Source organism: Streptomyces ossamyceticus (assembly GCF_001418475.1).
Taxonomy (GTDB): Bacteria; Actinomycetota; Actinomycetes; order Streptomycetales; family Streptomycetaceae; genus Streptomyces; species Streptomyces ossamyceticus.
In genome coordinates this window covers 1-23,557 of sequence record NZ_LIQX01000115.1, presented here as the reverse complement: position 1 = coordinate 23,557, position 23,557 = coordinate 1, and the positions used below count along the sequence as shown (strand labels likewise).

Here is a 23,557-nt window from a genome sequence, read left to right as displayed (position 1 = left end):
GCCTGGGTGTAGGGGTGGGTGGGGTGGTCGTAGATCTCGGCGTCGCGGCCGATCTCGACGATCCGGCCGAGGTACATCACGCCCACCCGGTCGGAGATGTGCCGCACGATCGACAGGTCGTGCGCGATGAAGACGTAACTCAGCCCGAACTCCCCCTGGAGCCGCTCCAGCAGGTTGATCACCTGGGCCTGGACGGACACGTCGAGCGCGGAGACCGGTTCGTCGGCCACGATGATCTCGGGGCGGAGCGCCAGCCCGCGGGCGATGCCGATGCGCTGGCGCTGGCCGCCGGAGAACTGGTGCGGATAGCGGTTGACGTACTCGGGGTTGAGGCCGACCACGTCGAGGAGCTCCTGCACCCTGCGCCGCCGGTCGCCCTTGGGGGCCACCTCGGGGTGGATGTCGTACGGCTCGCCGATGATGTCGCCGACGGTCATCCGGGGGTTGAGGGAGGTGTACGGGTCCTGGAAGACCATCTGGATGTTGCGGCGCACCGCCTTCAGGGCCCTGCCGGAGAGCCTGGTGATGTCCTCGCCCTTGTACTTGATCGACCCGGCGGTGGGCCGCTCCAGGTTGACCAGCATCCTGGCCACGGTCGACTTGCCGCAGCCGGACTCGCCGACGATGCCGAGGGTTTCCCCCTCGCCGAGCGTGAAGTCCACCCCGTCCACGGCCTTGACCGCGCCGACCTGCTTCTTGAACAGCACGCCCTGGGTCAAAGGGAAGTGCTTGACCAGTCCACTGACCTCCAGGATCGGCTCAACCGTTGACGTGGCCGTCGACTCGGTCATCGAGGCACTCCCTCCAGAAGTGGCAGGCGCTCACCCGCGTGCCGTCGGACGGGGTCACGTCGTACAGCGGGGGTACGTCGGTGCGGCACACGTCACGGGCCATCGGGCAGCGCGGGTGGAAGGCGCAGCCGGGCGGGATCTTCGTGAGGTTGGGCGGGAGGCCCTTGATGGCGTAGAGCTCCTGGCCCTTCTGGTCCAGGCGCGGGATGGAGTCGAGCAGACCGCGGGTGTACGGGTGGGCCGGGGCCTTGTAGATGTCGTGGACGGGGGCGGACTCCACGATGCGGCCGGCGTACATGACGGCGATGCGGTCGGCGACGTCCGCGACGACGCCGAGGTCGTGGGTGATGAGGATGAGGCCCATGTCCAGTTCGCGGCGCAGCTCCGCGAGGAGTTCCATGACCTGGGCCTGGACGGTGACGTCGAGGGCCGTCGTCGGTTCGTCGGCGATGATCAGGGAGGGCTCCAGGGCCAGCGCCATCGCGATCATGATGCGCTGGCGCATACCGCCGGAGAACTGGTGGGGGTAGTCCCGTACGCGTTCCTTCGCGGCCGGGATGCGGACCCGGTCCATCAGCTCGACGGCCCGGGCGCGGGCGTCCTTCTTGGACATGCCCCGGTGCACGACGAACATCTCGCCGAGCTGGTCGCCGACGGTGAGGACGGGGTTCAGGGCGGAGAGGGCGTCCTGGAAGATCATCGCCATCTCGGCGCCGCGGACCTTCCGGCGTTGGTCCTCCTTGAGCTTCAGCAGGTCCCGGCCCTTGAAGAGGATCTCGCCGCCGGTGATCCGCCCCGGAGGCATGTCGAGGATCCCCATGATCGCCTGCGCGGTGACCGACTTCCCCGAGCCGGACTCCCCCAGCACCGCGAGCGTCTGTCCGGCGTCGACCGCGTACTCGACCCCGTTGACCGCCTTGGCGATCCCGTCACGCGTCCTGAACTCCACGCGGAGATCACGTACTTCGAGCAGCATGACGACGGCTCACCTCAGCTTCGGGTCGAGGGCGTCGCGGACCGCGTCGCCGAGCATGATGAACGCGAGGACGGTGATCGCGAGGGCGCCGGAGGGCCACAGCAGGGCGTGCGGGGCGTTGCGGATGTACGGCGAGGCGGCGGAGATGTCGATGCCCCAGGAGACGCTGGGCGGCTTCAGACCGACCCCGAGGTAGGACAGGGTGGCCTCCAGGGCGATGTACGTGCCCAGCGCGATGGTCGCGACGACGATGACCGGGGCCACGGCGTTCGGGGTGATGTGCCGCAGCAGCATGCGGGAGTTGGAGGCGCCGAGCGCGCGGGCGGCCTGGACGTAGTCGTTCTGCTTGGCGGTGATGACGGAGCCGCGGGCGATGCGGGAGATCTGCGGCCAGCCCAGCAGCACCATGAACCCGATCACCGGCCAGACGCTGTTGCTGGTGACGACCGACAGCAGCACCAGACCGCCGAGCACCACGGGGATGGCGAAGAAGACGTCGGTGATCCGGGACAGGAACGAGTCGGAGATCCCGCCGAAGAAGCCGGCGAGCCCGCCGAGCACCGACCCGAGGAGCGCGACCCCGAGGGTGGCGCAGACGCCGACGGAGATCGAGATCCGCGCCCCGTACACGGTCCGTGTGTACACGTCGCAGCCCTGTCCGTCGAAGCCGAAGGGGTGGCCCGGCTGCGAGCCCTCCTGGGCCTTGGAGAGGTCGCACTTGAGGGGGTTGCCGGAGGCGATCAACGACGGCCACAGGGAGATGACGACCAGGAAGAGGATCACGAGCGCCGAGATGATGAAGACGGGGTTGCGGCGCAGGTCGCGCCAGGCGTCGGACCAGAGGCTGCGGGCCTTGTCCGCCGGGCCCCCGGCGTCGGAGTTGCCGAGCCCCTTCTCCAAGGTCTCCCCCTCGGTGGTGGCCAGATCCATGGTGCCGTCCAGTCCCGTCGCGGCGATCGCCCCGTTCTCGGTGGCGCGTTGTCCGCCCGAGACGTGCGGCTCCCCCGACTGCGGCTCAGGCATAGCGGATCCTCGGGTCGAGTACGGCGTAGAGGAGGTCGACGAGCAGGTTGGCGGCGAGGAACACCAGGACGAGGACGGTCACGAAGCCGACGACGGTCTGGGTGTTCTGGCGGAGGATGCCCTGGTAGAGCTGGTAGCCGACGCCATGGATGTTGAAGATCCGCTCGGTGACGATGGCCCCGCCCATCAGGGCCCCGATGTCGGTGCCGATGAAGGTGACCACGGGGATCAGGGAGTTCCGCAGCAGGTGCTTGCGGATCACCCGGTGCCGGGGCAGGCCCTTGGCGACGGCGGTGCGGACGTAGTCGCCGCGGGCGTTCTCCGCGATCGACGTACGGGTCAGCCGGGTGACGTAGGCGAGGGAGACGGAGGCGAGGACGAGTCCGGGGACGATCAGCTCGTCGAAGGGGGCGTCGGAGGAGACCGACGGGCTGATCCAGCCCCACTCCACGCCGAGCAGCAGTTGGAGCAGCAGACCGGTGACGAAGGTGGGGACCGAGATGACGACCAGGGTGGTCAGCAGGACGCCGGTGTCGACGGGCCGGCCGCGGCGCAGCCCGGTGACGACGCCGAGCGTGATGCCGATGACGATCTCGAAGAGGATCGCGACGATCGTCAGCCGGATGGTGACCGGGAAGGCGGAGGCCATCAGCTCGGTGACCTCCTGCCCGTTGAAGGCGGTGCCGAAGTCGCCGGTGAAGACGTTGCCCATGTAGGTCAGGTATTGCTGCCACACGGGCTTGTCGAGGCCGAACTCCCTGCGCAGCTGGGCGGCGGTCGCCGGGTCGCACTCCCTGTCGCCGCACAGCCCCGCGATGGGGTCGCCCATCACGTTCACCATCAGGAAGATCAGGAGGGTGGCGCCCACGAAGACCGGGATCATCTGGAGCAGGCGCCGGATCACATACCGTCCCATGCGGACTCCGGAGGTAGTGGGCGGGCGCCGGGGCGCCCGCCCGGACGGCTCAGCTGACCTTGATCCGGTCGTACACCGGCACGCTGAACGGGTTCAGCGCCACGTTGGAGAGCCGCTCGGAGTAGCCCGCGCTGCCGTTCTGGTACCAGAGCGGGATGGCGGCCATGTTGTCCCGGACGACCTCCTCGGCCTGCTGGAACTTCTCCACGGCCTTGGTCGTGTCCTCCTCGGCGTTGGCCTCGTCGACCAGCTTGTCGAAGTCGGCGTTGGACCACTTGCCGTCGTTGGAGGAGGCGTTGGTGTAGTACAGCGGCTGGAGGAAGTTCTGGATGAGCGGGTAGTCCATCTGCCAGCCGGCGCGGAACGGGCCGCTCATCTTCCGCTGGGTGATCTGGTTGCGGTAGTCGGCGAAGGTGCCGACCGGGTTGCCGACGCACGCCTGGTCGTTGTCGAGGGCGTTGTTGATGGAGTTGCAGACGGCGTCGACCCACTGCTTGTGGGAGCCGGTGTCCGCGTTGTACGTGATCTTGACCTGGCCGCCGGGGAGGCCGCCGCCCTCCTTGATCAGCTTCTTGGCCGCGTCCGCGTCGTACTCGCAGGCGTCACCGCACAGGCCCTCCTTGTAGCCGCCCTCCTCGCCGAGCACGGGTGAGGTCCAGTCGGTGGCGGGGGTGCGGGTCTTCTGGAAGATGGTGTCGGTGATCTGGTCGCGGTCGATCGCGCGGGACAGGCCCTCGCGGACCTTCTCCGAGCCGGGCTTGTTCCATGCCTTGTCGTAGAACGGGAAGGACAGCGTCTGGATGATGCCGGCCGGGGTGTTGATGTACCGGTTGCCGAGGTCGGCCTGGACGTTCTTCAGCTGGGCGGCGGGGACGTCGTCGACGAGGTCGAGGTTGCCGGCCATCAGGTCGGTGTAGGCGGTGTTGTTGTCCGTGTAGACCTTCAGGTCCACGCCGCCGTTCTGGGCCTTGTCCTGCCCCGGGTAGCCGTCCCACTTGCGCACGGAGAGCTGCGAGCCCTTGGTGTACGAGTCGACGGCGTAGGGGCCGTTGCCGACGGGCTTGCTGAGCCAGGCGTCGTGGTCGGTGAAGAACGACTGGGGCAGCGGGACGTAGGCGTTGTAGCCGAGGGTGTCGGGGAACGTCGAGAACTTCTGTGTCAGCGCGACGGTGAACGTCCGGTCGTCGACGACCTTCAGACCCGAGAGGGTGTCGGCGGTCTGCTTGCTGCCGTCGTCCGGGTGGGTCTTGTCGTAGCCCTGGATGTACTCGAAGAAGTACGCGTTCTTCTGGTTGTTCTTCAGGCCGGCCCCGTAGTTCCACGCGTCCACGAAGGACTTGGCGGTGACCTTCTCGCCGTTGCTGAAGGTCCAGCCGTCCTTGACGGTGATCGTGAAGTTCTGCGAGTCCGTCGTCTCGATCTTCTCGGCGAGCATGTCCTCGGCCGCGCCGGTCTTGGCGTTGTACCGCTTCAGCCCGCGGAAGATCATGTCGAGCACCTTGCCGCCCTGCACCTCGTTGGTGTTGGCCGGCTCCAGAGGGTTCTGCGGGTCCCCCCAGGAGGAGCTGAGCACCGCGCCGCTGTCACCGCCGCCACTGCTGCCGCCGCTGTCGCCGCCGCATCCGGTCGCGGCGAGCGCCACCGCGACCGCGCCCGCGGCCCATCTGGCATGCGTGGCTCCGCGCATCGAGTGCCTCCTCTTGAGTGATCCCGTTATCGGCCAATATCGGCGGATGGCACACATGGCGCACGTCTGCGGGGTCCGTACGAGTGCGAGTTGTTCCGGGCGGGCACGGGGGAACACTCCGGGGCGCCGGGCACGTGCAGGCCACAGGCCGTACGAGCGGCGCCAGGCCGAGGAGGCGGACGGGTGGGGGTGCCCGGGCATCACGGCACCTGGCGCGCCTTGTCGTCGTCGGCCCTCAAGTACTCCAGCTGTAGATCGTGATCAGGTGTCGTGAGACGCCGCCCTTCATGATCGCCAAGCTGCAGTGCGTGGTGTTGGACTGCGTCGATGTCGTTGGCCTGTCCAGGTTCTACCAGTCGCTTCTCGGCGGCGTAGTGAACCAGTCGGATCCGCGGTGGTCGCTCGGGGAGGGCTGGGCGACACTCCACACCGGTGGTGGGTTCGTGCTGGCCTTCCAGCGCGTGGACGACTACCAGCCGCCGCGGTGGCCGGACTCGGCTCACCCTCAGCAGTTCCACCTCGACCTGGAGGTCAAGGACCTGGAACAAGCTCAGGACGACGTCCTCACGCGGGGCGCCAGACTGCTCGACGCGGGTGATGGACAGCGGAGTTGGCGCATCTTCGCGGATCCGGCAGGACACCCGTTCTGTCTCGTCCGGCACTGACAGGGGGACTGTAGGGGTGCGGCCACCGTTGATCATCGCGAGTTGTGTGGACTGACGAAGAGACGGTGGCCGCGGGCCACGGCATAGATCCCGCGCGTTGGCGGGAGGCGTTCGAGGTGGCCATGGGCCGGATGGCGGGCCGGTTCGCGCGGGTCGAGCCACGGCTTCGGGCCGGGCGACTGGTGCTGGGCCGCCACTCCTGACGCTCCGCCCGGTGGACGAGCGCCCCGTCAGGGTCGCCTGCACCCGCCTCAATCTGCAGCTCCTGGAGGATGGCCTTCCAGGTGCCGTCGGCCGACCAGCGGCGATGACGCTCGTAGACGGTCTGCCAGGGGCCGTTCCGTTCCGGCAGGCCAGGCCAGGGCACACCGGTCCGGGCCCGGAACAGCACGAGCTCGTGTCGCCGCACCATAAATGCGTCCTGTCCGGCTGGCCACGAGATCCACCCAGCCCACCAAAAGCCATCAGAAACGGCCCAGGGGCTGGTGGTGAGAATCGTAGATTCTCACCACCAGCCCCTGGGCACTCGTTCACGACCGGGGTCATTCAACAGGAGCCGGTTCGGCCCCTCGCATCAGTCCTTCGTGACCGGGCCGGTCTCGGCATCCTCCTCCAGCGCCTTCAGCGCCGGATCGAGCACGACGTCTTCGGCACGGGCCTCGGTCGTCGGATCCTCCGGGAAGTGGCAGGCGGTCAGATGGCCGTCACGGTTCCCGGACAGCTGCACCAGAGGCGGTTCCTCCGTGGCGCACTTGTCCTGCGCCTTCCAGCACCGAGTGCGGAAACGGCAACCGGACGGCGGCGAGATCGGCGAGGGAACGTCGCCGTAGAGGCGGATCCGTTCCTTGGCGTTGGCATCGCTCTCCACCGTGACCTCGGGGACCGCCGAGAGCAGGGCGTGCGTGTAGGGGTGCCGGGGCCGGTTGTAGATCGAGTCACGATCGCCGACCTCGACCACCTTGCCCAGGTACATCACAGCGACACGCTGCGAGAAGTGCCGCACGATGGCCAGGTCGTGGGCGATGAACACAAAGGCGATGCCCAGCTCCTGCTGCACCTTCTGCAGCAGGTTCACCACCTGCGCCTGGATGGACACATCCAGCGCCGAGACCGGCTCGTCGGCGACGATCAGCTTCGGGTTCAGTGCGAGGGCCCGGGCCACGCCGATACGCTGCCGCTGCCCCCCGGAGAACTCGTGGGGGAAGCGGTTGTAGTGCTCCGGGTTGAGGCCCACGAGCTCCAGCAGCTCACGGACCTTCTTCTCCCGACCGCCCTCCGGCTCGATCCCGTTGACCTCCATCGGCGACTTGATGATCGTGCCGACCGTCTGCCGCGGGTTGAGGGAGGAGTACGGGTCCTGGAAGATCATTTGAATCTCGGACCGTACCGGGGCGAGCTGCTTGCGCGAAGCGTGCGTGATGTCCTGGCCGGCGTAGGTGATGGAACCTCCGGTGGGCTCCAGCAGACGCGTGATGAGCCGGCCGGTGGTCGACTTGCCGCAGCCGGACTCGCCGACGACGCCGACACTTTCGCCGACACCCACGGTCAGGTCGACACCGTCGACCGCCTGGACGGCGCCGACCTTCCGCTTGATCGGGAATCCACCGTAGATCGGGAAGTGCTTGGTCAGGCCCTTGACCTCAAGGAGCGTTTCCCTGGAAGTGTCGACAGGGCCCTGCTGTGCGGGGAGGGTGAGGTTGTCGCTCATGTCTCGGTTCTCCCTAGCGCAGCCTGGGCTGGATCTTGTCGATGAAGATGGTCTGCTTCTGCTCGGCCGTCAGATGGCAGGCGGCGGCCCGGCCATCGGCGAGCGGCGGTCGCGCGTCGGTGCAGAGGGTGCCCGGCACCTCACTCTTGAAGGCGCAGCGCGGGTTGAAAGGACAACCCGAGGGCGGGTTGAGCAGCGACGGCGGGCTGCCCGGGATGGGCGTCAGCGCCTGCTGGATGTCGCTGTCCAGCCGGGGCATCGAGCTGAGCAGGCCCCAAGTGTACGGGTGCCGCGGGTCGCCGAGCACCTCCTTCACGCTGCCGCGCTCCACGGCCCGGCCCGCGTACATCACCAACAGATCGTCGGCCATCTGCGAGATGACACCGAGGTCGTGGGTGATGAAGATGATCGCGGAACCGAACTCCTGCTGAAGGTCCTTCAGCAGGTCCAGGATCTGCGCCTGGACCGTCACGTCCAGCGCGGTGGTCGGTTCGTCGGCGATCAGCAGGTCGGGGTCGCACATCAACGCCATGGCGATCATCGCGCGCTGGCGCATACCACCGGAGAACTGGTGCGGGTAGTCGTCGAAGCGCACCTTGGGCTGCGGGATACCGACCTTCTCCAGCATCTGGACGGCCCGGTCCCGTGCCTCCTTCTTGGAGGCTCCCGTGTGCTTCATGTACGGCTCGGACAGCTGCCGGCCCACCGTGTAGTACGGCGAGAGCGCCGTCAGCGGGTCCTGGAAGATCATCGCCATCTTGTTGCCGCGGAGCTTCTCCAGCTCGTTCTCACGGGCGGTGACGAGCTCCTGGCCCTCAAGCAGGATCTCGCCGTCGATCGTGGCGAACTGCTGGTTGTGCAGACCGAGGATGGTCAGGTTGGTCACCGATTTGCCGGAACCCGACTCACCGACGATGCCGAGGGTCTTCCCCCGCTCCAGATCGAAGCTGAGCCCGTCGACGGCCTTGACGATGCCGTCCTCGGTCTTGAACTGGACCCGCAGGTCCCGCACGGAGAGAAAGGCCCCGGCATCGGCCGAGGAGGGAGCCCCCGATTCCTTGGTCAGAGTGGTCACAGAGAGCTCCTAGGACAGCCGCACGCGCGGGTCGATGAAGGCGTAGCACGCATCGACGATGATGTTGAACAGAAGGATCATGGCGGCCGAGAACAGCATCACACCGAGCAGCAGAGGAAGGTCGCTGAAGTTCACGGCCTCCACCGCCAGCCTGCCGAGGCCCGGCAGACCGAAGGTGAACTCGGTGATGATCGCGCCACCCAGCAGCGCGGCGATGTCGATACCGAAGATCGTCACGATCGGAATGAGGGAGCCCCGCCAGGCGTACCGGAAGAAGACGTAGCTGCGGGACATGCCCTTGGCGCGGGCCGTCCGCACGTGCTCCTCCTGCAGCTGTTCGATCATCGACGAACGCGCCATACGAGTGTACTGAGCGGCGAAGATCGTCGAGAGCACGGCCCAGGGAAGTATCAGACCGGTGAACCAAGCAGCCGGGTCCTCAGTGAAGTTCGTGTACTTCGGCTCGTCGAACAGGTGCATCTGGAAGACGAGGATGGCCATGGCCAGCGGGCCGAGGAAGTAGATCTGCATGGAGCTCAGAACCATCGAGCCCGCGGTGAACGCCTTGTCGACGACCGTGCCGCGCTTCCACGCGGCGATCAGACCCGCGCCGAGGCCGACGATCAGGAAGAGGATGGCGGCACCCACGGCCAGCGAGACCGTGGTGGGCAGGCGGTCGATGAGGGTCGACCAGACGTTCTCGTTCGTGTGGTACGAGTAGCCGAAGCACGGCGCGGGGCAAGAACCCTGGGAGAAGTCGTCGCGTCCCATGACCAGGCCGCTCAGGAAGATCCAGAACTGCTCGGGGATCGACTTGTCGATGCCGAGTGTCTGGTGGATGTTGGCCAGCGCGTCCGGAGTGCAGGTCTTGCCGCACATCAGTAGCGCCGGATCACGAGGCATGCCGAAGAAGAGCAGGAACGCGACCACGGTCAACAGGACCAGGATCACGGCGGCGCCGAGGGTCCGGCGGAGGATGAAGCGCAGCATCAGAAAGCAGCTTTCGGGCGTGGGAAGGCTGTGCGGGCCGGGGCGCCCCGTCGCGGGACGGGGCGCCCTTCAGCACCGGAGGGTGGGAGGTGTTACTTCACGAACAGCCTGCGCGGGTCGACGCCACCGAGGACGTCGTCGTACACGAGGCCACCGATCTTCGAACCGGCGATCTGGGTCTGCTTGTAGTACGCCGTCGGAACGTTGGACACCACGTTCTTCACGATGTACTCGTTGACCTTGTTCCACTCCTCCGCGGCCTTCACCGGGTCCGTGATCTTGTTGATCCGGTCGATGTCCGCGTTGACCTTGTCGTCATTGATGTGCGAGTAGTTCGAGGCGCCGTCCTGGATCTGCCGGCCGTCGTACAGCGGCGGGATCACGGTCGAGGCGCTCGGCCAGTCGGCACCCCACGCGGTGTGGAAGATGTCGTAGTTGTTCTTGACCTTGCTGACCTGGTCGTAGTACGTCTCGGCCGGGATCTCCTGGCGCTGGACGTCGAATCCGGCCTTCTCCAGACCGGCCGCCATGGCGGTCGAGTACTGCTGGCCCTCAGGGGTGTTGATGTAGCCGAAGGTGAGCTTCAGGTTCTCCTTGCCGGCTTCCTTGAGGAGCTGCTTGGCCTTCTCCGGGTCACCGGCCGGCTTCTTCTTCTTGCCGAACGGGTCGAAGTTGGGGTTGTAGCCGGAGACGGTCGGGCTGATCAGACCGCCGGCGACCTCCATGGCCTGCGCACCACCGTAGGCGCGGACGAAGGGCGTGACGGGCAGCGCGTACGCGATGGCCTCACGGACCTTCTTGTCCTGCATCTCCTTCTGGGACAGGTTGATGTTCATCTGGCCCACGTACGGCTGGTAGCCGGAGACCACGCGGCTCTTCAGCGAGGAGTCGGCCAGCACCTTGGACAGGTTGCCCGCGTCGACCTGGTTGTTGAAGCTGATCGAGGTCGCGTTCTCGCCCGAGTCGTCGAGCAGTGCCTTGGTGGAGTCCTCGTACTGCTTGTTGAAGACGAAGTTGAACTGGTCGACGTACTGGTGACGGATCGGGTCCGTCTTCGGGTCCCAGTTGGTGTTCTTGACCAGCGTCATGGACTTGCCGGACTTGAAGTCCTTGATCTTGTACGGGCCGGCCGTCATCGGGGCCTTGTCGTACTTCGCCTTGGTGTCCTTCTTCTCGGACACTATGCCGTAGCCCGCCATGGCGAGGGCGTAAGGCAGGTCCGGCTTCGCCTCCTTGAACTTGAAGACGATGGTCTTGTCGTCCGGCGTGTCAAGGATGCTGTCCGGCAGGTGCTTGCCCTTGTAGGGGCCGTCCTTCAAGATCTTGCGGTAGGCCGCACCAGGGGTGTTGGCCAGCCACTGCTGGATGTACGTCGGCCCGTTGGTGACGAACGGGGCGAAGAGTCGCTCGAAGGTGTGGCGCACGTCGGTCGACGTGATCTCGGAGCCGTCGGCCCACTTGACGCCGTCCTTGAGCGTGAACTTCCAGGTCTTGCCGCCGTCGGTGGTCGTACCGCTGTCGGTGGCCAGGTCGCCGACGACCTCGTGCTTCGAGCCGTCGTCGCTGGTGGCCTTGTAGCCGGTGAGACCGCGGTGCAGGATCGAGGACAGGGAGCCCTCGTCGGAAACGTAGATCTGGGCCGGGTCGAGGTGGGCGTAGCTGTCCCTCTGAAGGACCGTCACCGTTCCGCCGGGCTTGGCACCAGACACCTCGGCGGCCGGCCCCATCGAGGCCTTGGCGTCGCCGAAGTCGATGCTGGACTGCTGCCGAGCGGCGTTCTCCTTGTCCTTGTTGTCGCCGGACCCTTCTTTGCTGCCGCCTTCGCTGCAGCCCGTGAGCGCAAGGGCTCCGGCCGCGAGCAAGGAGATGGCGGCGTACGCGTGGCGTCCACCCTTACCCATCACTTGGTTCCCACCCATCTATCTGTCACAAGTGCGATGAAATGAAGTGCCAGCCGATACCGCGACGGTGCCGCCCCGGCTGGTTCGGGCGAGGATGCCCATTCAGTCCCGGTCAGCGAGCCGTCTTGGGGTCGAAGGCGTCGCGGACCGAGTCCCCGAGCAGGTTGAACGCCACGATGAAGATGATCATGGAGATACCCGGGAAGAACATGTAGGTGATGTCGTTCTGCATCACGAGTTCGGTCGACGCCTTGGAGAACATCTGCCCCCAGTCAGGCGTCGGCTCGACGATCCCCACACCGAGGAACGAAAGGCCTGCTTCCGCCGTGACGAAGGCGGGAAGCATGTACGTCGACTGCACCAGGATCGGCGTGACGACGTTCGGGAGGATCTCCTTGCGGATGATCCGCCAGGGGGGCGCCCCGCTCACCTTGGCCGCTTCGATGAACTCGCGTCCGGCGAGAGAGAGCGTGGTGCCGCGCAGGATACGGGCAAGACTCATCCAGCCGAGGAACCACTGCACCGCGATCAACGCCACTACGCGTACGTAGACCGGCGTCTCGTCCTTGGGGTCGACGAAGAGCGAGACCACGACCGGCATGCTGGCGATGAAGAAGAGCTGCGACGGGAAGGCGAGCAGGAAGTCGACCACACGGCTGATGGCGAAATCGACCTTACCGCCGAGGTACCCCGCCGCGATGCCCAGGAGGACACCGGTGAGCACGGTGGCGACGGTGACCGCCACGGAGATGCCGAGCGAGTTCCTGATGCCGTACAGCAGCTTGGTGAAGACGTCATAGCCGTTGCCCGGCTCCAGGCCGAACCAGAACTCGCTGCTGATACCACCGTTGGGGTGAAGCGGAACACCCGCGCTGTCGAAGAGCTCGGGGCGCTCGTCGGCATAGACCGTGTACGGGTCCTTGCCGTAGAGCTTCGAGATGACCGGCGCGAGCAGGCCGATCGCGATGAAGAAGAGGACGATACAGGCGGATGTCACTCCTGCGCGGTCCCGCTTGAAGCGGATCCACATCAGCTGGCCGGGGGAGCGACCGACGAGTTCCTTGACCTGGACGGTCTCGGTCGTCGCCGCCAGTTCGGGGTCCAAGGCGACCGCGGGCCCGGAGCCCTCGGCCTTGGTTGGACTGGTCATGTGTGTTCTTCCCCCGGGGGGTTGGAGAGTTGAGCGCAGCACAGATCCGGCTACCGGCGGGTTCTGCGTTTTGGGGGAACTTTCGCCAAGTGAGTCAACGCGCGTCAAGGGCGGAAGGCATAGGGATCTCCCTACCGTCCATATTTTGAGCAAAAATTGCAAAGATTGACACCTACGCGCGCTTGACAGGCGAGATCGAAGAGCGGCAAATCGGACATTCATTGAAGGATTTTTGTTTACATGTCCGAAACTTGATCGCTGCAACACCGATATGCGAACAGCGCTTCACAGCCCGCAGACAGCCCGAAGAAGGGTTCGAGACGCGAAGCCGGCTCTCCCCTCCGCCCCCTCACGAGCGCCCTCGGAGCTCCCGTACTTCCGCAGGTTCTAGGCTCTCCCCGTGTGCGGTCATGCCGGAGGCCCGGTCCTCCGCTCTGCGGTGAACCGGGGCTTCAGCGACTACGCGTGACGGTCTGTCAGCCGTGCTTGGCGCGGCTGGCGGCGCGGGCGCGCTCGCGGGCGTCCAGGTTGACCTTGCGGATGCGCACGGCCTCCGGGGTCACCTCGACGCACTCGTCGTCCCGGCAGAACTCCAGCGACTGCTCCAGCGACAGCTTGCGCGGCGGGACGATGGACTCGGCGACGTCAGCGGTCGAGGACCGCATGTTCGTCAGCTTCTTCTCCTTGGTGATGTTGACGTCCATGTCGTCGGCGCGCGAGTTCTCACCGACGATCATGCCCTCGTACACCTCGGTGCCGGGCTCCACGAACAGCACACCGCGCTCCTGGAGGTTCGTCATCGCGAACGCGGTGACGGAGCCGGAGCGGTCGGCGACGAGCGAGCCGTTGTTACGGGTCTGCAGGGTGCCGAACCAGGGCTCGAAGCCCTCGTGGATGGAGTGCCCGATGCCCGTGCCGCGGGTCTGCGTGAGGAACTCGGTACGGAAGCCGATGAGGCCGCGCGAGGGCACCACGAACTCCATACGGACCCAGCCCGAGCCGTGGTTGGACATGTTGTCCATCCGGCCCTTGCGGACACCCATGAGCTGCGTGACGGCGCCCATGTGCTCCTCGGGAACGTCGACCGTCATGCGCTCGACCGGCTCGTACGTCTTGCCGTCGATCTCCTTGGTGACCACCTGCGGCTTGCCGATGGTCAGCTCGAAGCCCTCGCGGCGCATCTGCTCGACCAGGATGGCCAGCGCCAGCTCACCGCGGCCCTGCACCTCCCAGGCGTCGGGGCGCTCGGTGTCCAGCACACGCAGCGAGACGTTGCCGATCAGCTCGCGGTCGAGGCGGTCCTTGACCTGGCGGGCGGTGACCTTGCGGTCCTTCACGGCCGCCTTGGCGTCCGCGCCCTTGCCGGTGCCGCCTCGGCCGACCAGCGGGGAGGTGTTGGTACCAATGACCATGGAGATCGCGGGCTCGTCCACCGTGATGAGCGGCAGCGCGAGCGGGTTCTCCACGTCGGCGAGGGTCTCGCCGATCATGATGTCGGGGATACCGGCCACGGCGCAGATGTCACCGGGGCCCGCCTTCTCGGCCGGCTTGCGGGTGAGCGCCTCGGTCATCATCAGCTCGGAGATGCGCACGCTGGTGACGGAGCCGTCGCGCTTCATCCAGGCGACGGTCTGCCCCTTCTTCAGCTCGCCCTGGTGGACGCGGAGCAGCGCGATACGGCCGAGGAAGTTGTCGGCGTCGAGGTTGGTGACGTGGGCCTGGAGCGGGGCGGCGTCGTCGTACGTCGGCGCGGGGATGTGCTCCAGGATCGTCGAGAAGAACGGCTCCAGGCTGGTGGAGTCGGTAGGGACGCTGCCGTCGGCGGGCTTGGTCAGCGAGGCGACGCCGTCCCGGCCGCAGGCGTAGACGATCGGGAACTCGATCTGGTCCTCGTCGGCGTCCAGGTCCAGGAAGAGGTCGTAGGTCTCGTTGACGACCTCGTCGATCCGGGAGTCCGGGCGGTCCGTCTTGTTGATGCACAGGATGATCGGCAGCCGCTGCTGGAGCGCCTTGCGCAGCACGAAACGGGTCTGCGGCAGCGGGCCCTCGGAGGCGTCGACGAGCAGCACGACACCGTCGACCATCGACAGACCGCGCTCGACCTCGCCGCCGAAGTCGGCGTGGCCGGGGGTGTCGATGATGTTGATCGTGATGGGCTCCCCGCCGTCCTTCGGGTGGTACTTGACCGCCGTGTTCTTGGCGAGGATCGTGATGCCCTTCTCACGCTCCAGGTCGTTCGAGTCCATCATGCGGTCGTCGACGGAGTCGAGCTGGTGCGCGGCGAAGGCACCGGCCTGCTTCAGCATGCCGTCGACGATGGTCGTCTTGCCGTGGTCGACGTGGGCGACGATGGCGACATTGCGGATGTCGTGGCGCGTGGCCATATTGCGGCGTTCTCCCGGAGTGTGAGGACGGCCCTGCTGCGTACGTCTGTGTTACGCGGGCCCTGCCGGGCTGGACACGCCACGGCCTCACCCCATGGTACGGGCCCACGACGGCAAGGGCTCCCCGGGCCGTGCGGCCCCCGCTCCGCCCCAGCTCAGACGCCCTTGACGGCGTCAGAAACCGCCCGAGACCGCTCCGGCCGCCGCCCCTGTCGTGCGGGGCGGCGGCCGGAGCGCGAGGGGAGGGTGATCACTTGCGTGCGGGGCTCCCCGGCGCCGTAGCGCCCTTCTTCAGGAAGCCCATGTCCTCGTAGACAGGGGTCTGGAAGCCGAAGGCGCCGGCGTTCGCCACGTGCGGGCGGGCGGCGTAGAGCTGGGGGCGCTGGTAGAGGGGGATCGAGCCGGCCGCGGCCCAGATGCGGGCGTCGGCCTTGCGGATCAGGGAGCGGGTCTCGGACTCGTCGAGGGTGGAGATCGCCTGGTCGAAGAGCTGGTCGACCTGGTTGGTGCCGACGCGGGTGTAGTTCTGCTCGACGCTCAGCGAACCGTCGGCCGCGGGGACCGGCTTCGCGTAGATCGGGCGGGCGTCGGTGGCGGGGAACGCGGAGGTGGGCCACGAGTACAGGGCGAGGTCGTACTGCCCGTTCGCGATGTGGTCCTTGAAGTAGCTGTCGTCGGCGACCTTGGAGATCTGTGTGCGGATGCCGACCTGTTCCAGCATCACCGCGATCCGCTCGCCGACGGTCCGCAGGGACTCGGTGCCCTGGCCCGACGGCAGGACGAAGCGGAGAGTGAGCGGCTTGCCGTTCTTGGCGAGCGGCGCCCGCGCGGCGTCACCGGGCGCCCTCGTGCCGCGGGGGGCGTAGGCGCCGGGGGCGTTCTGCTTGCCGTCCCGGGCGAGGGGACTGTCGTCGTCGGTCTCGTAGGGTTTGTTGTCGTCGCCGACGACATACGTGTCCTCGTCGCCGGTCTTCTTCGTCGCTTTCTCGTCCGCCGCGTCGTCCGCCTTCTTCTCGGACTTCTTCTCGGACTTCTCCTCGGACTTCTTCTCGGGCTTCTCCTCCTTCGACCCGGCGGTCTTCTCGCCCTCCGCCCCGGCGGCCTTCTCGGTCTCCCGGAGCGGGCCGCCCTCCTCCCAGCCGGCGTCGGCGAGGAGGGCGCGGGCCTCGTCGGTGTCCTGGCCGCCGAGGGCACCGCTGCTGTCGGCGTAGGCGGCCTGGCCGGAGAGGGCGAGGTGGCTGCCGACCGGGGCGGCGGGCAGGCCCAGCGGCTTCAGGACGAGGGCGGCGAGTTCCTCGCGGTCGAGGGCGCGGGCCACCGCGCGGCGGACGCGCTCGTCGGCGAGGGGTCCGTCGGCGCCGTTGAGGGCGAGCTGGGTGAAGGCCGGTTCGAGGGAGCGGCGTACCTCGAAGCCGCTCAGGGCGGACTGCTGCGCGGTGTACTCGGCGAGCGCCGCCCGCCGCTTCTTCCGGGCGCTGGTCTCCTTGCCGGCGGCCTTCTCGTCGGAGCCGTGCGCGATCGCCCAGGACCGCAGCGACTGCGCGGGCGTCAGGGCGGCGCCGGGCCCCTGGGCGAGGGGACCGCCGGACCCGGCGAGGGGACCGCCGAGGCCCTGTGCCGCACCCCGGGCGTCCGGAGAGCCGTGCGGGGCGGCGGAGCCCACGGGGCCTCGGGCCTCCTTGCCGGCCAGCATGACCCGCTGCGCCTGGGTCGCGTCGATCTCGGCGATGTCCACCTCGCCCTTGGCGAGCGCATCGGCCCGCTTGTCGCGGGGGACGGCGCGCAGCACCAGTTCCGACAGCTTGGCCTGGCGGCCCCACCAGCGGGGGTTGCGGGTGAGGGTGACCTTGCCGCCCTTGCGGTCGATGTCCTTGACGGCGAAGGGGCCGGCGGTGACGTTGAGCTTCTTGCGGGCGCCGTCGTTGAAGGCGTCGGGGGTGCCCGTCACCTGCTTGGGGTAGAGCGGGGAGAACAGCGACTTCCAGTCGGCGTAGGGGCGGGCGAAGGTGACGCGGACCTCCAGGTCGTTGTCGCCGCGCTCGACCTTCTCGATGCGCTCGTAGCCGGCGTTCCGGGCGGTCCAGTACGCGGAGTCCTTGCCGGACAGGGCCCGCCACTGGGCGACGAAGTCGGCGGCGCCGATCTCCCGGCCGTCGCTCCACACCGCCTGCTGGTTGAGCTTGTAGAGCACGACCTGCCGGGGTTCGCGTTCGACGATCTTCGCGGACTCCAGGTAGTCGGCGTCGACCTGGGGGCGCCCCCCGGCGTCCAGGCGGTACATCGACGGCAGGACGGCGTCGGCGACGCGCGCGCTGGCAGGGTCGGCGTCCGCCTGGAACGTGTTGAACGTCTCCGGTACGGCGTCCACGGCCCAGCGCAGCGTGCCGCCGTCAGCGATCCGGTCGCGGGCGGCCGGCGCGATGTCGGGGCCGGCCGCCGGCCTGCCTGCGGGGTCCTCCTCGCCGCAGGCCGTGAGCAGGGGCGCCGCGAGCACACCCGCGGTCAGGAAGGCGACCGAGCGCATCACCGCACGCGGTCCGACGCCGTGGTGGGACATCACTGCTACCTCCGGAGGACCGCACCCTCCACCAGGAGGGCGTTATGATCACTTTTGGGTGCATATGGAGCTGATCACATCTATGGCCACACACTGAAGAGGAAGGGGTTCACCGACCGAGGGAGGCACGGCGACGGGGAGCGAAAAGCCACCCGTGCGGCGGAACGCGCCGCAGGTGACCCCCGGCGCACACCGAGCGCGCATGGGCGTGCGGAGGAGGCCCGCAATCCGCCAATCGATGCACATCCCTTCCCAGCGCAACGTGTGACGCGCAACACTCGCAGGCGCATGAACGTTGCCGCCTCGGTCCTCGACGATCCGCGGAAGTGAGGGCAAGTCATGTCCGTGCAAGATGAACTGACATCGGTCCAGCGCTGCCTCGACGACCTCCATCGGTCGGTGGGACGCCTGGAACAACAGATCGGCAGCGGTGGGCTCGACATGCGCCGTGTCCGCGCCGACGCCGATCACCTGCGCGAGAGCGTCGCGCTGCTGCGCGAGGGGGCCGTCGCCCGCTCGTCGACCAAGCACCCCGAACTCGTCCCCATCCCCGACACCCCGTACGACGACTCGCTGTGGACGGACTCGGACGACGAGGGACTCGGAGCCCGCGACCGCCGCGCCCCCTGACCCCGGGCACCCGGCACGCCGAGCGCCCGACAACCGAAAAGAACCGACCGGGAGTCCCCGTTGGCCACTGGTACGGAACCTCCAGGCACAGAACCCCATCCCCAGCGCGGCGGCGTGCACAGCGGTACACGCGCCGCGATCACCGCACCGCATCTGCGGACCGACCGCTGGTGGCTGGCCCCGGCCGGCACCGCGGCCGGTCTGCTCGCCTTCATCGTGTACTCGACTTGGCGGGCCTTCTCGGACGCGCACTACTACGCGGCCCCCTATGTCTCGCCGTTCTACTCCCCGTGTCTCGCGGAGCGCTGCGAGCCGATGCACGCGGGACCCAACTGGGAGATCTTCGGCAGCTGGTGGGGCATCTCGCCGGCGATCATCATCCTGATCTTCCCGCTGGGCTTCCGCCTGACCTGCTACTACTACCGCAAGGCCTACTACCGCGGCTTCTGGGCGTCCCCTCCCGCCTGCGCGGTGGCCGAGCCGCACAAGAAGTACACCGGTGAGACCCGCTTTCCGCTGATCCTGCAGAACATCCACCGCTACTTCTTCTACGCCGCGATCGTCGTCGCCGGGATCCTGACGTACGACACCGTCCTCGCGTTCCGCGACGAGAACTACGAGTGGGGCCACATGGGCCTCGGCACGCTCGTCTTCCTGATCAACATCGTGCTGATCTGGGCCTACACGATCTCCTGCCACTCGTGCCGGCACATCGTCGGCGGCAAGCTCAAGCACTTCTCCAAGCATCCCGTGCGCTACCGGATGTGGCAGTGGGTCGGCAGGCTCAACGCACGCCACATGCAGCTGGCCTGGGCGTCCTTGGTGAGCGTGGCGCTCGCCGACTTCTACGTGTATCTGCTCGCGTCCGGCGCGTTCGACGACCCGACCCTCTTCTGACCGGCCCTCCTCCGACGACAAAAGGTGCTTGAGATGTCCGTGGTCGAACGACAGGAGTGGGATGTCGTCGTGGTCGGCGCCGGCGGAGCCGGGCTGCGCGCAGCGATCGAGGCCCGCGAACGGGGCGCCCGTACGGCGGTGATCTGCAAGTCGCTGTTCGGCAAGGCCCACACGGTGATGGCCGAGGGCGGCATCGCGGCCGCCATGGCCAACGTCAACTCCGGTGACAACTGGCAGGTCCACTTCCGCGACACCATGCGCGGCGGGAAGTTCCTCAACCAGTGGCGCATGGCAGAGCTGCACGCCCGCGAGGCCCCCGACCGGGTGTGGGAGCTGGAGACCTGGGGCGCGCTGTTCGACCGTACGAAGGACGGCCGGATCTCGCAGCGCAACTTCGGCGGCCACGAGTACCCGCGGCTCGCGCACGTCGGCGACCGCACGGGACTGGAACTGATCCGCACGCTCCAGCAGAAGATCGTGGCGCTCCAGCAGGAGGATTTCAAGGAGACCGGGGAGTACGAGTCCCGGCTGAAGGTCTTCCAGGAGTGCACGGTCACCCGGGTCCTCAAGGACGGCGACCGCGTCTGCGGGGTCTTCGCCTACGAGCGCGAGTCGGGACGCTTCTTCGTCCTCGAAGCGCCTGCCGTCGTCATCGCCACCGGTGGCATCGGCAAGTCCTTCAAGGTGACGTCGAACTCCTGGGAGTACACGGGCGACGGGCACGCGCTGGCGCTGCTCGCGGGGGCGCCGCTGCTGAACATGGAGTTCGTGCAGTTCCATCCGACGGGCATGGTCTGGCCGCCGTCGGTGAAGGGCATCCTCGTCACCGAGTCGGTGCGCGGCGACGGCGGGGTCCTCAGGAACTCCGAGGGCAAACGGTTCATGTTCGACTACATCCCGGACGTCTTCAAGGAGAAGTACGCGCAGTCCGAGGAGGAGGGCGACCGCTGGTACGAGGACCCCGACCACAACCGGCGGCCCCCCGAGCTGCTCCCCCGTGACGAGGTGGCCCGCGCCATCAACGCGGAGGTGAAGGCGGGCCGGGGCTCCCCGCACGGCGGGGTCTTCCTGGACGTGTCCACCCGTATGCCGGCCGAGGTGATCCGCCGCCGGCTGCCCTCGATGTACCACCAGTTCAAGGAGCTGGCCGACGTCGACATCACCGCGGAGGCCATGGAGGTCGGCCCGACCTGCCACTACGTGATGGGCGGCATCGCCGTCGAGTCGGACACGGCGGCGGCGCGCGGGGTGCCGGGGCTGTTCGCGGCCGGGGAGGTGGCCGGCGGGATGCACGGCTCCAACCGGCTGGGCGGCAACTCCCTGTCCGACCTGCTGGTCTTCGGCCGCCGGGCCGGGCTGCACGCGGCCGAGTACGCGACGGGCCTCGCCGGGGCACGGCCCCCGGTGGACGACGAACAGGTCGACGCGGCCGCCGCCGAGGCGCTGCGCCCGTTCTCCGCCGAGGGCGAGGTCCGCCCCGAGGGGCGGCCTCCGGAGAACCCGTACACCCTGCACCAGGAGCTCCAGCAGGCCATGAACGACCTGGTCGGCATCATCCGCCGCGAGGGCGAGATGGAGCAGGCGTTGGAGAAGCTGGCCGATCTCCGGGTGCGGGCGCGCCGGGCCGGGGTCGAGGGGCACCGGCAGTTCAATCCGGGCTGGCACCTCTCCCTGGATCTGCGGAACATGCTGCTGGTCAGCGAGTGCGTGGCGCGGGCAGCGCTGGAGCGCACCGAGTCGCGCGGCGGCCACACCCGCGAGGACCACCCGGCGATGGACCGCGACTGGCGCCGGCTCAACCTGCTGTGCCGGCTCACCGATCCGACGGGCGGGCTCGCGGCCACCGACCCCGTCGCGGGCCAGATCTCCCTGACGCGGGAGACCACCGATCCCATCCGCCCGGACCTGCTCGCCCTCTTCGACAAGGAGGAGCTGGTCAAGTACCTCGCCGAAGAGGAGCTGTACGAGTGAGCAGCCACGAGGAGCCACGGTCATGAGCGGCTACACGGCCCACTTCAGGGTGTGGCGGGGCGATGTGGGGGGCGGCGGCCTGGAGGACTTCAAGGTCGAGGTCAACGACGGTGAGGTGGTGCTGGACATCATCCACCGCCTCCAGGCGACCCAGGCCCCGGACCTCGCCGTCCGCTGGAACTGCAAGGCCGGCAAGTGCGGTTCGTGCTCGGCGGAGATCAACGGCCGTCCCCGGCTGATGTGCATGACCCGGATGTCGGTGTTCGAGCGGGACGAGACGATCACGGTCACGCCCCTGCGGGCCTTCCCCGTCGTACGGGACCTGGTGACGGACGTCGGCTTCAACTACCAGAAGGCGAGGGAGGTTCCGTCGTTCGTGCCGCCGGAGGGGCTCGGCCCCGGTGAGTACCGGATGATGCAGGAGGACGTGGACCGTCCGCAGGAGTTCCGCAAGTGCATCGAGTGCTTCCTGTGCCAGGACACCTGCCACGTGGTCCGCGACCACGAGGAGAACAAGCCGGCGTTCGCGGGCCCCCGCTTCCTCATGCGCGTCGCCGAACTGGACATGCACCCGCTGGACGCGGCCGAGGACACCGGCCTGGACCGCAAACGCACCGCGCAGGACGAGCACGGCCTCGGCTACTGCAACATCACCAAGTGCTGCACGGAGGTCTGCCCCGAGGGCATCCGGATCACGGACAACGCGCTCATCCCGTTGAAGGAACGGGCCGTCGATCGCAAGTACGACCCGCTCGTCTGGCTCGGCTCGAAGATCAGGAGGCGCTCCTCGGCGGACTGAGCGCCACCGCGGGGGCGCCGCACCTGACGGGGAGCGGCCGGGCCGCGTCCGGGTCGTCTTTGCCTCCTCCCGGTCGCGACCCGGCGGGTCCGGTCATACGCTCCCAAATGTGACGTCGCGTTCGAGGAGTAACCGGTCGCGCGGCGCCACGTCGCACATAGGTGTGCGGGTGGCGCACGCCGCGTTCGGCGGGATGACCGCCTTGGTCTGGCTGCTGCTGGTCCCGTTCACGGACTCGCCGGACACGGGCCACCGGACGCCCGCGGCGGCGGCCGCGTCCCTGGCGGTCGCCGAGTGGTCCGCGGGATCGGCGGGGTCCGCGGACATCGGCTCGTCACCGTTCCCGGTCGGCGCCCGGCGGGCCGTGGCCGTCGGGGTGGGCGACGCGGCGCCCGCCGACGACGAGAGTTCGGGGACGGATCTGATCCTTCCGGTCGCGGTCGCCGCGGTGGTCGCCGGGTTCGCCGCGTACTCACTCGTCCGGCGCAGGCGGCGCGCGGCGCTGCGGACGACGCCGGCCGGAACCTTCGAAGAACATCTGCCCCCGTTGCCGGACCTGCACCAGCGGGGCCGCCGTCTGCTGGTCGAGACGGACGACTGCGTCCGTACCGGCGCCGAGGAACTCCGCTTCGCCGTCGCCCGGTCGGGCCCTGCTGCGGCCCGGCCGTTCACCGACGCCCTGGCGGACGCGCGCCGCGAGGTCGAGGCGGCCTTCCGGCTCCGGCAGCGGCTCGACGACACCACCGGCACGCTCCCGCCGGACGAGGAGCGGGCCCTGCTGGAGGAGATCCTCGCCCGCTGCACGATGGCCCAGCGACGCCTCGACATCGCCGCCCCCGCCTTCGACCAGCTCCGCGCCCTGGAACGCGACGCGGTCCCGGCGCTGCAGAGCGCGGAGGCCCGCTTCCGTGAGCTGACCGGCCGTACGGCGACGGCGGCCGCGACCCTCGCCGGGCTCCGCGAGCACTACGCCCCCGACGTCGTCCTCCCCGTCACCCACCACGCCGAACACGCCGAGGACCGGCTGGTGTTCGCGACGGCCGAGCTGAACCGGGCCCGCCAGTTCACCTACGCGGGCGACCCGATGACGGCCGCCGTGCACCTGCGGGCCGCCGAGGGTGCCATCGACCAGGCGGACGTCCTCGTGACGGGCGTGGAGCGGCTCGCCACGGAGGTGGCTCGCGCCGCCGGCGCGGCGAAACAGGGGGCGCCCCGCGAGGGCACGCACACCGACCCCCTCGACGCCCTGTGCCGCGAGGACCGCTGGCTGCTCCCGGCCCGCAGCACGGTGGCCACCACGAGGGACTACGTCATGACGCACCGCGGGGCAGTGGGAGTAACGGCAAGAACCCGCCTCACGGAAGCGGAACACTACGCGGCCATCGCCGAGGCGGCGGCACTGCGGAGAGGTCCGCCCGGGGCGGAGGGGGCCGACGG

At 68.3% G+C, this 23,557-nt stretch carries 18 protein-coding genes and 2 pseudogenes; 7 read left to right on the top strand and 13 right to left on the bottom strand.

Going from position 1 to position 23,557, the window contains the following annotated elements:
• From AOK15_RS10470 to AOK15_RS10450, 5 genes are all read right to left on the bottom strand, one after another.
• Positions 1 to 791, bottom strand: a 791-nt coding sequence (locus AOK15_RS10470) for an ABC transporter ATP-binding protein (RefSeq protein ID WP_055515166.1), incomplete at its 3' end; no start/stop codon positions are given.
• The gene (locus tag AOK15_RS10465; RefSeq protein WP_055515163.1) at positions 760 to 1,767 is read right to left on the bottom strand and encodes an ABC transporter ATP-binding protein; all 1,008 of its coding nucleotides are present in this window, start codon (positions 1,765 to 1,767) and stop codon (positions 760 to 762) included. The genes AOK15_RS10470 and AOK15_RS10465, both read right to left, overlap by 32 nt.
• A 9-nt stretch (positions 1,768 to 1,776) precedes the next feature.
• Positions 1,777 to 2,790 (bottom strand): ABC transporter permease, encoded by a 1,014-nt coding sequence (locus AOK15_RS10460; protein WP_055515161.1) that lies wholly within the window; start codon positions 2,788 to 2,790, stop codon positions 1,777 to 1,779.
• Positions 2,783 to 3,706 carry an ABC transporter permease gene (locus tag AOK15_RS10455; RefSeq protein ID WP_055515159.1) on the bottom strand — a complete coding sequence of 308 codons (924 nt, stop codon included), beginning with the start codon at positions 3,704 to 3,706 and terminating at the stop codon, positions 2,783 to 2,785. Before AOK15_RS10455 ends, AOK15_RS10460 begins: the two co-directional genes overlap by 8 nt.
• Positions 3,707 to 3,755: 49 nt before the next feature.
• A complete protein-coding gene (locus AOK15_RS10450) occupies positions 3,756 to 5,393 on the bottom strand; it encodes a peptide ABC transporter substrate-binding protein (protein ID WP_055515153.1) in 1,638 nt (545 codons plus the stop codon).
• Positions 5,394 to 5,680: 287 nt separating this feature from the next.
• Here AOK15_RS10450 and AOK15_RS10445 point away from each other — a divergent pair, with 287 nt between their 5' ends.
• Both AOK15_RS10445 and AOK15_RS44925 read left to right on the top strand, forming a co-directional pair.
• On the top strand, positions 5,681 to 6,058 hold the full coding sequence (locus AOK15_RS10445; protein WP_055515146.1) for a VOC family protein: 378 nt from the start codon (positions 5,681 to 5,683) through the stop codon (positions 6,056 to 6,058).
• A 44-nt stretch (positions 6,059 to 6,102) separates the two neighbouring features.
• Positions 6,103 to 6,261, top strand: coding sequence for a hypothetical protein (locus AOK15_RS44925; RefSeq protein ID WP_157870204.1), 159 nt, complete (start codon positions 6,103 to 6,105; stop codon positions 6,259 to 6,261).
• 50 nt (positions 6,262 to 6,311) lie between these two features.
• On the opposite strand, the pseudogene AOK15_RS43780 reads toward AOK15_RS44925, so the two are convergent.
• The 8 genes and pseudogenes from AOK15_RS43780 to AOK15_RS10410 all read right to left on the bottom strand — a co-directional run.
• Positions 6,312 to 6,449 (bottom strand): annotated as a pseudogene (locus AOK15_RS43780) (transposase); the annotation flags it as partial.
• A 183-nt stretch (positions 6,450 to 6,632) separates the two neighbouring features.
• Positions 6,633 to 7,766 carry an ABC transporter ATP-binding protein gene (locus AOK15_RS10440; protein WP_055515142.1) on the bottom strand — a complete coding sequence of 378 codons (1,134 nt, stop codon included), beginning with the start codon at positions 7,764 to 7,766 and terminating at the stop codon, positions 6,633 to 6,635.
• A 13-nt stretch (positions 7,767 to 7,779) separates the two neighbouring features.
• On the bottom strand, positions 7,780 to 8,841 hold the full coding sequence (locus tag AOK15_RS10435) for an ABC transporter ATP-binding protein (RefSeq protein ID WP_055515138.1): 1,062 nt from the start codon (positions 8,839 to 8,841) through the stop codon (positions 7,780 to 7,782).
• Positions 8,842 to 8,850: 9 nt separating this feature from the next.
• Positions 8,851 to 9,831 (bottom strand): ABC transporter permease, encoded by a 981-nt coding sequence (locus AOK15_RS10430; RefSeq protein ID WP_055515135.1) that lies wholly within the window; start codon positions 9,829 to 9,831, stop codon positions 8,851 to 8,853.
• Between the two features lie 92 nt (positions 9,832 to 9,923).
• A complete protein-coding gene (locus AOK15_RS10425) occupies positions 9,924 to 11,732 on the bottom strand; it encodes an ABC transporter substrate-binding protein (RefSeq protein WP_055515133.1) in 1,809 nt (602 codons plus the stop codon).
• A 112-nt stretch (positions 11,733 to 11,844) separates the two neighbouring features.
• Entirely contained in the window at positions 11,845 to 12,882 is a 1,038-nt protein-coding gene (locus AOK15_RS10420; protein WP_055515131.1) for an ABC transporter permease, read from the bottom strand.
• 476 nt (positions 12,883 to 13,358) lie between these two features.
• Positions 13,359 to 15,266 carry a translational GTPase TypA gene (gene typA, locus AOK15_RS10415; RefSeq protein ID WP_055515129.1) on the bottom strand — a complete coding sequence of 636 codons (1,908 nt, stop codon included), beginning with the start codon at positions 15,264 to 15,266 and terminating at the stop codon, positions 13,359 to 13,361.
• A gap of 250 nt (positions 15,267 to 15,516) precedes the next feature.
• Complete coding sequence (locus tag AOK15_RS10410; RefSeq protein ID WP_055515127.1) at positions 15,517 to 17,823, bottom strand: ABC transporter family substrate-binding protein; 2,307 nt, start codon at positions 17,821 to 17,823, stop codon at positions 15,517 to 15,519.
• Between the two features lie 339 nt (positions 17,824 to 18,162).
• Here AOK15_RS10410 and AOK15_RS10405 point away from each other — a divergent pair, with 339 nt between their 5' ends.
• The 5 genes and pseudogenes from AOK15_RS10405 to AOK15_RS10385 form a co-directional block, all read left to right on the top strand.
• Complete coding sequence (locus AOK15_RS10405; RefSeq protein WP_055515124.1) at positions 18,163 to 18,453, top strand: hypothetical protein; 291 nt, start codon at positions 18,163 to 18,165, stop codon at positions 18,451 to 18,453.
• Positions 18,454 to 18,513: 60 nt separating this feature from the next.
• Positions 18,514 to 19,350, top strand: a complete 837-nt coding sequence (locus AOK15_RS10400; RefSeq protein WP_055515122.1) for a hypothetical protein — start codon at positions 18,514 to 18,516, stop codon at positions 19,348 to 19,350.
• Between the two features lie 33 nt (positions 19,351 to 19,383).
• On the top strand, positions 19,384 to 21,321 hold the full coding sequence (locus AOK15_RS10395) for a fumarate reductase/succinate dehydrogenase flavoprotein subunit (protein ID WP_055515119.1): 1,938 nt from the start codon (positions 19,384 to 19,386) through the stop codon (positions 21,319 to 21,321).
• Positions 21,322 to 21,343: 22 nt separating this feature from the next.
• Positions 21,344 to 22,120 carry a succinate dehydrogenase/fumarate reductase iron-sulfur subunit gene (locus tag AOK15_RS10390; RefSeq protein ID WP_055515117.1) on the top strand — a complete coding sequence of 259 codons (777 nt, stop codon included), beginning with the start codon at positions 21,344 to 21,346 and terminating at the stop codon, positions 22,118 to 22,120.
• A 193-nt stretch (positions 22,121 to 22,313) separates the two neighbouring features.
• Positions 22,314 to 23,557, top strand: a pseudogene (locus tag AOK15_RS10385) (hypothetical protein); the annotation flags it as partial.

Excerpts from the sequence above, each read along its gene's own strand:
- AOK15_RS10465 (WP_055515163.1), bottom strand. The coding sequence starts at position 1,767 with ATGCTGCTCGAAGTACGTGATCTCCGCGTGGAGTTCAGGACGCGTGAC.
- AOK15_RS10460 (WP_055515161.1), bottom strand. The coding sequence starts at position 2,790 with ATGCCTGAGCCGCAGTCGGGGGAGCCGCACGTCTCGGGCGGACAACGC.
- AOK15_RS10455 (WP_055515159.1), bottom strand. The coding sequence starts at position 3,706 with ATGGGACGGTATGTGATCCGGCGCCTGCTCCAGATGATCCCGGTCTTC.
- AOK15_RS10450 (WP_055515153.1), bottom strand. The coding sequence starts at position 5,393 with ATGCGCGGAGCCACGCATGCCAGATGGGCCGCGGGCGCGGTCGCGGTG.
- AOK15_RS10445 (WP_055515146.1), top strand. The coding sequence starts at position 5,681 with ATGATCGCCAAGCTGCAGTGCGTGGTGTTGGACTGCGTCGATGTCGTT.
- AOK15_RS10440 (WP_055515142.1), bottom strand. The coding sequence starts at position 7,766 with ATGAGCGACAACCTCACCCTCCCCGCACAGCAGGGCCCTGTCGACACT.
- AOK15_RS10430 (WP_055515135.1), bottom strand. The coding sequence starts at position 9,831 with ATGCTGCGCTTCATCCTCCGCCGGACCCTCGGCGCCGCCGTGATCCTG.
- AOK15_RS10425 (WP_055515133.1), bottom strand. The coding sequence starts at position 11,732 with ATGGGTAAGGGTGGACGCCACGCGTACGCCGCCATCTCCTTGCTCGCG.
- AOK15_RS10420 (WP_055515131.1), bottom strand. The coding sequence starts at position 12,882 with ATGACCAGTCCAACCAAGGCCGAGGGCTCCGGGCCCGCGGTCGCCTTG.
- typA (WP_055515129.1), bottom strand. The coding sequence starts at position 15,266 with ATGGCCACGCGCCACGACATCCGCAATGTCGCCATCGTCGCCCACGTC.
- AOK15_RS10410 (WP_055515127.1), bottom strand. The coding sequence starts at position 17,823 with ATGTCCCACCACGGCGTCGGACCGCGTGCGGTGATGCGCTCGGTCGCC.
- AOK15_RS10405 (WP_055515124.1), top strand. The coding sequence starts at position 18,163 with ATGTCCGTGCAAGATGAACTGACATCGGTCCAGCGCTGCCTCGACGAC.
- AOK15_RS10395 (WP_055515119.1), top strand. The coding sequence starts at position 19,384 with ATGTCCGTGGTCGAACGACAGGAGTGGGATGTCGTCGTGGTCGGCGCC.
- AOK15_RS10390 (WP_055515117.1), top strand. The coding sequence starts at position 21,344 with ATGAGCGGCTACACGGCCCACTTCAGGGTGTGGCGGGGCGATGTGGGG.